Below are 12,239 nucleotides of genomic sequence, written 5' to 3'. Positions count from 1 at the left end.
ACGGTGATGTTTAAGGTTTTGGTATATAGGTCTATTTATTTTACCTAAATAGTAATAAATAAAGAAGAAGTACTCAAAATGTCAACCCCCCAGTATCTAAGATGAGCTCCTTCAAAAATTACTTTTAGTCAAAATTTTTTAAATAAAAAAAACTACTTAAGTTATTATTTTACAAATATATAATTTGTTTTAATATTATGAATTAGTTGGTTAAATGGTTTTAATTTGACTAATACTTCAAATATAACTTAATGTGTCTGTTAATAATATGATTTTTATCATTTCATTGAGGCTAATGTGTAATGTTTTTTTGTCAAAAATTTCATTAAGTACAGCGTAATATATACTGAATTATAAAGAAGGTAGAGGTGAAGTGTAAAGGATATTCAATGAATATCGAAACTTAATTATCTATACAAATATTTTGTATTAGTTACTAATTTCGGTTTACAGAATAAATATAAATAAGAAGAAGTGCTCTAGAGTTAAACCACCAACACATAAAAAGAGCACTTCTTCTAAATCAACTATTAAAAACTATATATGTAAATTACTACTGTTTTTTCTTACCACTATTTATAAGAATTAAAAGTGTAGCAACTAATCCTAAGCAAACAAATCCAAAAATGGCTATCATAATAGTTCCATTTGTCCAAGAAACTAGAGGTAAATTAACCAGTTGTATCATATTATCTAATTTTATTTCAAAAGTAGTAGTATGTATTTATTTAAAATATGATTTTTATCAGTGTTTTTAAAAATAGTATAATTATTTTCTCTCAATAACCAATCGAGATAGTGCTTCTGGATAACCACGTTGAATAGCTAGTTCACTCGCCAATTTATCAATTTCATGCTTTGAAACACTATCTAATAATGAATTTCGATTTAAGCTTTTAGGAATTAAAGGAATAATTTTTTCTTCCTGAATTTTATGTGTTATTTTATTTGCAACAGTTAAGGCAGATGAAGCCTTAATAATTTCGCTTCTTGCATATGTTTTATAAGGAAAACTAACTTCACCAACTCTTAAATTTGGATTATCGCCATGAATTTGCTGTGCTCCGTAAAATGGAATTCCACCAGTCGTTGCAGATTTAAATGTGGGAACAAATTTAGTAACCAGTTTAATAGCATTTTCAGTTCTTGTTTCTATTTCATCTTTTTTCCAACCATGATCTAATTTTTGATTAATAGCATCATTAAATTCAGGTTGTGGTTCATTACTTTTAGATTGTATCAATCCATTTTTGAATAAGGTAATATGCTCTGTCATTCCATGAATTTGATAATAGTCTTCACAATAAGGAGTAAGCTGTACCATTCCATTTGGTGTTCCACGTTCACCATGAAAAATAAGTTCTGGAATTAAACCTGAAATGGGCTGCCATTTAGAAACATAAGCAGCTTTAAATTCAATTAAGCGTTTTGCATTTAAATGTAAAAAATTATCAAGTTTTCCTGTTTTAAACCCACAGGAATTTACTAAATATTTTACTTTATATACTGTGTCTTTAGTCGTTATTTCCCAGTTATAATCTAAGTTTTTATTTCGAACATCTTTAATATTCGTAACATTGGTATTTGTTTTTAGATTACATTTCTCAGTTTTATTTAGAGCTAATTGAGCTTGAGCTCCTAGCCTAAAAAGATTCCATCCATATTCTTGAACTAAGTATACAGGCGTTTTTAATTTTTTGTGATCAATTAACTTAACAGTATTAGACATCCACTCATCAGGTGAATTAGGATGTTTAACAGTTGGTTGTTCCGCTAAAACAATTAAATCGTCTTTAGTGTATTTTTTATAATAATCTTTTGGAGCACCAAGAATTTCATTAGAAGAGTCTTCTTTTATTAATTTGGTGTAATACTCAACTAACATTTTAAGGCGCTTCTCAATTTTATTTACTTCGTATTTTTCTGATGTAGGAACGCTAATAAAAGTAGGTCTTTCGTCAATAGATTGCGGAAATAATCGCGCCATATCTATTGATTGTTTCATGAGTGTTTTACATTCCTCATCAGAGATATCAGGATATAAATTTCCACCCGCATGTAAATGGCAGAAAGGAGGACCATTTACAACACTTTTTTCTTGTTCGAATAGAATATTGTCAACCCCATATTTGGCTAATTCTAATGCTATAACAACGCCAGAAACTCCACCTCCTATAATACCGACATTGTAAATTTTACTCATATTAAAAAAGCGCTTGTAAATCACTGAAACTATCGACGACTATGGTAGGATTATAGTTAGAAATGTTTTCGTTGTAGTTGTATCCGTAACTCACACCGATACTCTCCATACTAGCATTTTGTGCTGCAAGAATATCATTTTTAGAATCACCAACCATAATACTTTTTTCAATAGTCGTATTCATTTCGTTGGCTAAGTGAAAAAGTGGCATAGCATTAGGTTTTTTCTCTGAAAGAGAATCTTCTCCAACCCAACATTTAAAAAAATGTTTAATTGACAATTTATCTAAAATGGGTTCAACAAAATCAAAAGGTTTATTAGTACAAATCACCATTTTATATCCTTTTTCATTTAGATAGTTTAATGTTTCTAAAACACCAGCATACATATATGTTTCATCACAAGTAACTTCTTTGTAAGCTGAAAAATAAATTTCGAAAGCTTCATCTAAAAGTTCTTTCGAGATTTCTTCATCTTTTATTGAATATTCTAGTGCCCTTTTTACCAAAGGTTTTGCACCATTGCCAATAAAGGGAGTAACTTGTTTTACAGTTAATGATGATAAATTGTAATGAGATAACATTTTATTTATAGCCAATGTTAAATCTGGAATGCTATTAATAAGCGTTCCATCAAAGTCGAATATGATAAGTTCTTTGTCTTTAAAATCCACAATACCTAATTTGGGGCAAAGATGCGGAAGTTTTAATAAAATTGCACCTATTTATAATAATGTTGAAAAACAATATGTTCTAAATAAATAGTTTTTTTGAGTTTCGCTTACGGTTTGTATAGGAGCATTAGGAGATTAAAACGCACTTGCTTTTTAGTGGGCAACACACTTAATTAAATATAAAGCGGTTTGAGTGTACGCTCAAACCGTTTTATATTTAGATGTCTTAAGTTAACTATTTCTTATCTCTCTGATAATATGTTACGATACTAGCCTTAGCTAATGTGTTATTCCATAAGTAATATCCAACTACAGCAGGATTAGTACTTTTATTTAATCCAAGTTTGCCTGTTTTTAATGCGTAAACTGTAATTATATATTGATGTAAACCGTGCCCTTTTGGAGGGCAAGGTCCACCATAACCATTCACTCCATAGTCTGTAACGCTTTGAATAATTCCTTCAGGTGTTAGATTTAGCTTTGTGTTTCCAGCGCCAGATATTAATTCATTAGTGCTTACTGGAATATCAAAGACTACCCAGTGCCACCATCCACTTCCAGTTGGTGCGTCAGGGTCATACATAGTTACTGCAAAGCTTTTAGTTCCTTCAGGTGCATTTTTCCAAGATAATTGTGGAGATTGATTTTCTCCAGTACAACCAAACCCGTTAAATTCTGCGTTAATAGTAGCTTCTCCACCCAAATCATTGCTAGACAAGGTAAACGTATTTTGGCCAAAGACTGTGCTTGATAAGGTGATTAGTAACCCTATTATAAAATTTGATTTTCTCATAATGTTTGTTTTTTCGTTAGAGAACAAAATTATAAGAGATACTAGTAAATTTTGTGTTTGATACAGCTCAAAAAGTGTTGATAAAAGTTCAATTTGATTGATGCTGTTTTGGGGTAACCCCGAATTTCAGCTTAAAAGCCTGAATGAAACTTGATAAATTTTCATATCCAATTTCCTCATAGATATCAGATGGTCTTTTTGATTTGTTTTTTAGTAAGAAGGCAGAATGTTCAAGTCTTTTCTTTCGAAACCATTTACTTGGTGAGTTTTGAAAGTGTTTTTCGAATTCTCTTTTGAATGTTGATACACTCATATTTGATAGAAAAGAAAGTTCTTTTATTGTTAGTTTATTTAATTGATTACTCTCTATTGTTTGAATAAACCTTTGACTTTGGTTGTCACTATTGTTAATTATGGAATATAAAAAACTGACTCCTTTAAATTCAATGAGATATAACATTATTTCCTCAAACTTAGCGTCTAAAATGTTTTTTTGAATAGGTGATGAAAGTTTAGAAATTCCTAAAAGACTATCCACAAATGTTTTTATAAATGAATCATAAGTAAATAAATACGTAGAATACAGTTTCCTTGAGTCAGTTGGGCTAAGTTCAAACTTCCTTATGAATTTTAAAACGTCTTCATTAGAAAAAAAGAATAGAATACTTCTGTAATAACCTGCAACGTTAGAGAGCTTTTCAGTCATTAAACAATGTCCAGATTTCATCAATAGGAATTGAGAATTATCTATTGCAAAGGAAGAGTTATCAAAAAAAACTTCTTTTGTTCCTTCTTGAAGAAAACTAAAAGTGTTTTTGTTTAGTAAGATTTGTTGCTTAGAGATTTCTTTAGCGCTTTCATAATCATAAACAGAGATAGAGAGAGATGAATTGAAATTTAGTTCATCCGGTAATGTAATTACTTTCATTGAGTTTTAATTTTATCTAACTTTAATAATATAATTATGTTTCAATGATTTATATAAAGGTTTAGTAAAATCAAACCAAACTTATTCTTTAAGTTTAGTATCTAACCCATCAATACTAGTTCTGTTTTTATCTTCCCAGTATTGTTTAACACCACTCTCACCTATTTCGTCAATCCAATCTAATAATTGATTGCGTTCTTCTTTGTACTCGTAAAAAGGTATCGACATTCCACAAGAATTTTGTGTGCTTTCAATGGTTACATCAAATATTTGTCGTGTTCCTGCTAATTTTGGAAATTGTGATATTAAGTCGTCCCATTCAGGGTCGTTTGGTAAAATCTCTTTTGCTTTTCCGTATAAGCGTAAAATGTTAGGAGCTCCTTCAAAAGCACAAAACATAATTGTTATTCTGTTATCATCTAATAAATGAGCTGAGGTTTCATTACCACTGCCAGTAAGGCTTAACCAAGCAATACGATTTTGGTTTAATACACGAAAAGTATCCATTCCTTTAGGAGATAAACTTATACGTCCGTTTTTAGGTGCTGTTGCTACAAAAAACATTTTTTGAGCTTCTATAAATTTTTGAATCCTTGATGTAATTTTATTGTTAAACTTTCCCATAATTTTTTAATCTATCCAATTTTTAGTTCGTTCAACAGCTTTTTGCCATTTTTTATATAATTTATCTCTTTTTTCTTCAGGAAATGAAGGAGAAAATGTATTGTTAATTTTTCGTTTATTTAAGATGTCTTCTTGTTTCCACAACCCTACGTTTATACCTGCTAAATAAGCAACGCCCATAATGGTGGTTTCAATAACCTCAGGCCTTTCTACTTTTGTATTTAAAATATCTGATTGAAATTGCATTAAATAATCATTAGCACAAGCGCCTCCATCTACTTTTAATGAAGTTAGTTCAACTTCGCTATCTTTTTGCATTACATCTAATATGTCTTTAGTTTGATAGGCGAGTGAATCTAAAGTGGCTTTTATTAAATGATTTTTACCAGTATCACGAGTTAATCCGAAAACAGCACCACGAGCATACATGTCCCAATAAGGAGCACCCAAACCTGCAAAAGCAGGAACAACATATACCGGATTTTCATCTTTTATGCTTTTTGCTAAAGTTTCACTTTCTTCAGCGTTGTTTATAATTTGTAACCCGTCTCGTAACCACTGAATTGCCGATCCTGCAATAAATACACTTCCTTCTAAGGCATAATATATTTTGTTATCAATTCCCCAAGCGATTGTTGTTAATAATCCATTTTTAGAATATTCAAGGTTCTCACCAGTGTTCATTAACATAAAACAACCTGTGCCGTAGGTGTTTTTTGCATCTCCTTTATTAAAACAGGCTTGCCCAAAAAGTGCTGCTTGTTGATCTCCAGCGATTCCTGTTATCGGAATTTGATGCCCTTCTAGTTCATAATCTCCAAAGTAATGAGACGAAGGTTTTACTTCTGGTAACATTGAAATAGGGATGTTTAATTCTTTTAATAGTTTTTTATCCCAACAAAGTTTTTTAATATCATATAACATGGTACGAGAAGCATTACTGTAATCAGTTGCATGAACTTTACCGTTGGTTAAATGCCATAGCAACCAGGTATCTATAGTACCGAATAATAAATTTCCTTTGTCAGCTTCTAATCTTGCTCCTTCAATATTATTTAAAATCCAATTTATTTTAGTTGCTGAAAAATAACTATCTATTACTAAACCTGTAGTTTTACGAACATGGTTTTCTAGCCCTTTTTCTTTTAATTGTTCACAAATATTAGCTGTTCGTTTGTCTTGCCAAACAATAGCATTGTATATAGGCTCTCCTGTTTTTTTATGCCAGATAACAGTCGTTTCTCTTTGATTTGTTATACCAATACCAGCAATTTCTGAAGGGTGAATATTTGCCTGGTTTATTGTTTTTTTAAGTGTAGAAAGTTGCGTAGTTAAAATATCGTTAGCATTGTGTTCAACCCAACCAGATTGAGGGAAAATTTGGGTAAACTCTTGCTGATTCATCGCAATTATTTCTTGTGATTCGTTAATAATTACCGAGCGAGAACTTGTAGTACCTTGATCTAATGCAACAATATATTTTGCCATTTAATATAGAATGTAAAAATTAAACAGCAATTTACAATTTAAAGTTAGGGTAATAAAAAACCTTCTTGATAATTTTATCAAGAAGGTTTTAAACCTTTTGTTAAGTAACTACTATTAGTGTTTTAAAGCGTAACCAGCTCCCTTACCTAATTCTGATAATGCTGATAAAACTCCGTTTAAAATACTTGCAGTTTTTTTTAGTAAAAAAATCCCCATTTTTTTAAATATTTAATTAATCCCCTTATTTTTTGTTCAAAAGAACACTGTAAAGGTATTGTAAAAGAATAGTTTTAAAAAGGGGATTACCGCAAAAAAACATGTGGATTTACGCATAACTTGCTGTTTTTTAGTTTTTTAAATAAAAAAAACCTTCTAGAAATGTCTAGAAGGTTAATTTTCCCCTTAAATATCATTTTCGTTATACCCTTCATATCTTCGAAACTTGATGTTACAAATGTATAATAGATTTTTTGTTCTAAAAAGGGGATAACCGCAAAAAAACATGTGGATTTATGCAAAACTTGATATTATTTAGGTTTTTAAATAAAAAAACCTTCTAGAAATGTCTAGAAGGTTAATTTTCCCTTTAAATATCATTTTCGTTATATCCCCATACCTTCGAAAACTTGATGCTACAAATGTATAATAGACTTTTTGTTTTAAAAAGGGGATAACCGCAAAAAAGAGTGTGGATTACCGTATAATATATTGTTTGTTAGTTTTTAAATAAAAAACCTTCTAGAAGTATCTAGAAGGTTGATTTTCCCTTAAATATCATTTTCGTTATATCCCCATATTTTCGAAACTTGATGTTACAAATGTATAATAGACTTTTTGTTTTAAAAAGGGGATAACCGCAAAAAAGAGTGTGGATTACCGTATAATATATTGGTTGTTAGTTTTTAAATAAAAAAACCTTCTAGAAGTATCTAGAAGGTTGATTTTCCCTTAAATATCATTTTCGTTATATCCCCATATTTTCGAAACTTGATGTTACAAATGTATAATAGACCTTTTGTTTTAAAAAGGGGATAACCGCAAAAAAAAAGTGTGGATTACCGTATAATATATTGTTTGTTAGTTTTTAAATAAAAAAACCTTCTAGAAGTATCTAGAAGGTTGATTTTCCCTTAAATATCATTTTCGTTATATCCCCATATTTTCGAAACTTGATGTTACAAATATATAATAGACCTTTTGTTTTAAAAAGGGGATAACCGCAAAAAAAAGTGTGGATTACCGTATAATATATTGTTTGTTAGTTTTTAAATAAAAAAACCTTCTAGAAGTATCTAGAAGGTTGATTTTCCCTTAAATATCATTTTCGTTATATCCCCATATCTTCGAAACTTGATGTTGCAAATATATAATAGACCTTTTGTTTTAAAAAGGGGATAACCGCAAAAAAAAGTGTGGATTACCGCATAATGTATTGTTTATTAGTTTTTAAATAAAAAAAACCTTCTAGAAATATCTAGAAGGTTAATTTTTCCCTTAAATATCATTTTTCGTTATATCCCCATATCTTCGAAAACTTGATGCTGCAAATCTATAATAGAGTTTTTGTTTAAAAAAAGGGATTACCGCAAAAAAAACGTGTGGTTTTCTGTATCTTAATAAAAGGTTCATAAAGTAAATAAACCTTCCAGAATTAACTGAAAGGTTTATTTTAATTTTTCTTTTTTTTTAGAATTTCCCCAGAATGGTTTAACATTCTTAGGCAAAGATATAGCTAGGTTTTCGGTTGGGAAAAGGGATAACCGCAAAAAAACGTGTGGTTTTCCGCAAAAATTAATCTAAAATACCTAACTCCTTGGCCTTTAGAACTAAATCGGTATTGTTATGTGCTTGTAAATCGGTACGAAGTTTTGCAAGTTTACCTTCTATAGATCGTACCTTAACTAAAGTGCCATCTGCTTTTTTAATAAAACCTTCTAAGTTGTTTATTTTAGCATGTTTAGGTAGTTCCTTTAATATCTGAATAGCAATATCATCCATTTGAATTTCTACCAAAGCTCTTTTTAAAAGCTTTTGATGTATTTTATGAGTGTAATATACTTCACCCTTTAGCATCTTTTGTATTGCAAACGTTAATTCGTCTGTATTACAATTTCCTTTTAAAATATAAGCAGAAGGGTTTAAATTGTGTATAACATTAAACACACGGTTGGTTTCTGAATGACCAGTAATTACGCCTGTTTTAATATTAATTCCCTCTTGTTGAATTGCTTTTATTAAAGCTTCACCACCGTCTAAAATTACATTACCATCATTATTATCGAAACTTAAATCAGTAAAAAGAATATGAAATGGCGTGTCGGCAAGGTTTGATTTTATTTTTGAGAGTGCTTCATCACAAGAATTTACTGTTTCTATGTGTAAATTATCAATATCTTTCAAATACGAAAGAATACCTTCAAGAATTAACTGATGGTCATCGACTAATAGTATTTTTGTTTGTCCAGGCATTTAAGGGGATTTGAATACTGGTTTTGGTTCCGTTACCTACCTCACTTTTAATATCTAAAGAGCCGCTTAGCTCCTCAACACGTTCTTGCAGGTTCTGTAAACCAATTCCTTTTTTACTAATATTAGCGTCGAAACCGATGCCATTATCTGTAATGCTCAAAAGTACATAATTTTTCTGTATAGCAAAATCGATGACTATTTTACTAGCTTTAGCGTGTTTTTTACAGTTTTGTATACTCTCACGAGTGCTTAAATATAATAATCGTTTAATTGAATCATTTATAGTAATCCAATTATATTCTTGTAAACCACTTACTTTTATTCTAAAATCGAGTTCAAAATAATCACTCACTAAATTAATTATTTGATCTCTAAAAGAAACTTTATCAAAACTAATACTACTTAATTGATGTGATAGGTTACGAACATTCTCTTTAACAGCATCCAATTTTTTGGCTTCTTCTAATAAATTCGATTTCTCTAATTTTTGATGTAATAAGCGTAGGTCTCCGGCTACTTCATCATGTAGTGATTTAGCAATCTGTTGGCGTTCATGCTCTCTAGCCGCTATTCTTTCTAACTGCGCTCGGTATAATAATTTTTTTCTTCTAAAAAAGAAAAAAAGAACACTTACCCCAAATAATAATAAACCACTTGCAGCTGCCAGCCATCCAATAGTTTGTTGTTGTTTATGGTAAACTATTTCTACTTGTTTCTTTTCATTTTCAGATTTTAAAACAACGTTCTCTTTTTCTTTTTTATCAGTTTCGTATCTAATTTTAGCAAACTGATTTTTTAATTGCCGTTCTTTATCAAACAGGCTATCATTAAGTTTAATGTATTGTTGTAAATATTTTTTTGATTGCTCTCCTGTTGTTAATTCTGAAAGGTTTTCTAAAGCTTCTAGCCAGCGTTTATTATTATTTGTTTGCTTGGCATATTTTAGTGCCTGGCTAGAATGGTGTTTCGCTTTTTGTATTTGATTTAAATCTTTGTAGTAATTTGAAATGTTAATATGGGTAGTACTAATACTATTGAGACTATTTAATTGCTTTCTTATATTTAATACTTCATTATACTGTTTTAAAACATCTGCTTTTTTACCTAATTTATAATCACTATAGGCTAAACTCTCTAATAATAGGGTATATTGAAAAGGATGTTTTTCTTTAATATTATTAAAAGCCAATCCTTTTTTAAAATATGAAATAGCTTTTTTATATTTGTTTTCATTCTGGTGTAAAAGTCCTAGGTTATTAATTATATATAAATACTCTATATCATTATTATTTATTCTATTGTTTTTAAGAGCTTTTGTGTAATACTTAAGAGCTTCTTTTTTTTGATTTAATTCTTCAGAAACTAAACCTAAAACATTGTAAGCCCTTTCTAAATAAATATTTGATTGAATAGGCTCCAAATACTGTAATGCTTCTATAGAGCTAATTTCTGCTCCTAAATAATCTTTTGATTTTTTTTGTAAAAGAGCAATACTTAATAAACGGCGACCAACGGCTAAGGAGTCTTTTAGTTGTTTAGAAATGTTTTTAGATTGATGATAATAAAAAAAAGTACTATCAATGTTTAATAATTTTTTTTGCTCTAATGCTTTAAAATGCAAGTGTTTTGCTAATAAAGTAGAATCCTTGGTTTTTAAAAAGAGTTTGTTGAGGTTTTTATTGGCAAAAACAAGATCTTTTGTTAAGTTATTATAAAAAGAATGAAGACCTAATTCAATATTTGTTTTTCTTATTAAAGAATCAATATTAGATTGACTAGCAAAAAAAACAGCTTTTTTAAGAAAAGGAATTTTTTTTGCCCCGTAAAGATTATCCGCTTTTTTTAAAAAAAAGGAAACAGAGTCTATTTTTTCAGTTTGTGAAAAAGAAAATTGAATAAAAAAGAGAGAATAAAAAAAGAGAAAATATTTAAGCATAAAATAAAAAACACCCTGTATTTAAACAAGGTGTTATAAATAAATTTATTTACCATCGCCTCCTTGGCTACCACCATCACCTCCACCAGTAGTAGGGTCATCATTACCAGTATCTGGCGTAATTGGATCTAGGTTAATTGGTTCAGGATTGTTTGGTTCAGGAGTTGATGACATTTCCACTTTTTGTAATTTTTTGTATTCCATAGTTAATAGATTTTTAATTAAAATTTTTAGTGGGGGAGTTAATTTAGATCCCTAAATTAAAGGGTTTATTGGAGAACAACAAAAAAAATGCTAATTTTTACATTAATTTATTATTAGTTTAAAGTAGTAGTTTTTTATTTTCATTAGTAAATCGTAAAAAAAATATTTTCTTTATAGTTCTAAATGAATAAGTTGCTTGGTTCATTTTCACCTCAAATAGTTACTTACGAAGTAATTTTATTAAATAAATCCCAAAGCACGATTCCACAACTTACGGATATATTTAGAGAGTGTTTGGTGCCTAGTAGAGGTATTTTAATACAGTAATGGGAGTGTTATAATGTTTGCATTTTTATTTTTGCTATAAAATAAGAGTAAGATGCTATATTTATAATATAACTTAGGGTATGTAATTTAAAGTTTTTTTATAAATTTAAAGGCATCATACTATGATGCCTTTAAATTTATAAATAATAGATAACTCATTTCTAATGACCGCCAGTTATTAAGCCATCGCCACCATTATTACCATCACCACCACCACCAGTAGTAGGAGTGGTAGTAAAACCATCACCTCCTTGACCACCTCCTTGACCACCTCCAGTAGTACCACCAGTAATTGTTACTTGTTTTTCTTTTTTAATTTCGAATTGCTTTAAATTTTCTAACATAATAATTTGGGTTTTAAATGAAGTATAAATTAATACTAAAATAATCGAAAAAACAAATGTTATTGTGTTTTTTATTTGTCATTGCGAAGAATGGAGCAATCTGTTGGTTATGTGTTCTAAATGTTGGAGATTACTTCGTCGTTCCTTCTTGTAATGACGTGCAGTGTTAATTTTGTTGTTATAGTTTTAATCTTTTCGTCATTGCGAGGCACGAAGCAATCTGTTTGTTATTGAGTTCTGAAGATAGAGA

11 protein-coding genes and 1 pseudogene are annotated in these 12,239 nt (G+C 29.5%); all 12 read right to left on the bottom strand.

Going from position 1 to position 12,239, the window contains the following annotated elements:
- Window positions 1–553: 553 nt before the first annotated feature.
- The 12 genes and pseudogenes from CXF68_RS21085 to CXF68_RS03595 all read right to left on the bottom strand — a co-directional run bounded on the left by CXF68_RS21085 (window position 554) and on the right by CXF68_RS03595 (window position 11,989).
- Window positions 554–688 carry a hypothetical protein gene (locus tag CXF68_RS21085; protein WP_255398707.1) on the bottom strand — a complete coding sequence of 45 codons (135 nt, stop codon included), beginning with the start codon at window positions 686–688 and terminating at the stop codon, window positions 554–556.
- A gap of 81 nt (window positions 689–769) precedes the next feature.
- Entirely contained in the window at window positions 770–2,203 is a 1,434-nt protein-coding gene (locus tag CXF68_RS03640; protein ID WP_101043007.1) for an FAD-dependent oxidoreductase, read from the bottom strand.
- A gap of 1 nt (window position 2,204) precedes the next feature.
- Window positions 2,205–2,876, bottom strand: a complete 672-nt coding sequence (locus tag CXF68_RS03635; protein WP_157821844.1) for a phosphoglycolate phosphatase — start codon at window positions 2,874–2,876, stop codon at window positions 2,205–2,207.
- A 235-nt stretch (window positions 2,877–3,111) separates the two neighbouring features.
- Window positions 3,112–3,669 carry a YbhB/YbcL family Raf kinase inhibitor-like protein gene (locus CXF68_RS03630; protein ID WP_101043005.1) on the bottom strand — a complete coding sequence of 186 codons (558 nt, stop codon included), beginning with the start codon at window positions 3,667–3,669 and terminating at the stop codon, window positions 3,112–3,114.
- Window positions 3,670–3,757: 88 nt separating this feature from the next.
- On the bottom strand, window positions 3,758–4,597 hold the full coding sequence (locus CXF68_RS03625; protein WP_101043004.1) for an AraC family transcriptional regulator: 840 nt from the start codon (window positions 4,595–4,597) through the stop codon (window positions 3,758–3,760).
- Between the two features lie 81 nt (window positions 4,598–4,678).
- A complete protein-coding gene (locus tag CXF68_RS03620) occupies window positions 4,679–5,221 on the bottom strand; it encodes a pyridoxamine 5'-phosphate oxidase family protein (RefSeq protein ID WP_101043003.1) in 543 nt (180 codons plus the stop codon).
- A gap of 6 nt (window positions 5,222–5,227) precedes the next feature.
- The gene (gene glpK, locus CXF68_RS03615; protein WP_101043002.1) at window positions 5,228–6,709 is read right to left on the bottom strand and encodes a glycerol kinase GlpK; all 1,482 of its coding nucleotides are present in this window, start codon (window positions 6,707–6,709) and stop codon (window positions 5,228–5,230) included.
- Window positions 6,710–8,500: 1,791 nt separating this feature from the next.
- Complete coding sequence (locus tag CXF68_RS03610; protein ID WP_101043001.1) at window positions 8,501–9,178, bottom strand: response regulator transcription factor; 678 nt, start codon at window positions 9,176–9,178, stop codon at window positions 8,501–8,503.
- Window positions 9,144–11,114 (bottom strand): tetratricopeptide repeat-containing sensor histidine kinase, encoded by a 1,971-nt coding sequence (locus CXF68_RS03605; RefSeq protein ID WP_101043000.1) that lies wholly within the window; start codon window positions 11,112–11,114, stop codon window positions 9,144–9,146. Before CXF68_RS03605 ends, CXF68_RS03610 begins: the two co-directional genes overlap by 35 nt.
- Before the next feature lie 45 nt (window positions 11,115–11,159).
- Window positions 11,160–11,318 (bottom strand): hypothetical protein, encoded by a 159-nt coding sequence (locus CXF68_RS20475; protein WP_157821843.1) that lies wholly within the window; start codon window positions 11,316–11,318, stop codon window positions 11,160–11,162.
- A 224-nt stretch (window positions 11,319–11,542) separates the two neighbouring features.
- A pseudogene (locus tag CXF68_RS21165) lies at window positions 11,543–11,641 on the bottom strand (TrmH family RNA methyltransferase); the annotation flags it as partial.
- A gap of 165 nt (window positions 11,642–11,806) precedes the next feature.
- Window positions 11,807–11,989, bottom strand: coding sequence for a hypothetical protein (locus CXF68_RS03595; protein WP_101042999.1), 183 nt, complete (start codon window positions 11,987–11,989; stop codon window positions 11,807–11,809).
- Window positions 11,990–12,239: the final 250 nt, after the last annotated feature.

Source organism: Tenacibaculum sp. Bg11-29 (assembly GCF_002836595.1).
Taxonomy (GTDB): Bacteria; Bacteroidota; Bacteroidia; order Flavobacteriales; family Flavobacteriaceae; genus Polaribacter.
Note: the sequence above shows the minus strand (reverse complement) of the source record. Positions and strands in the feature narration are given on the sequence as shown.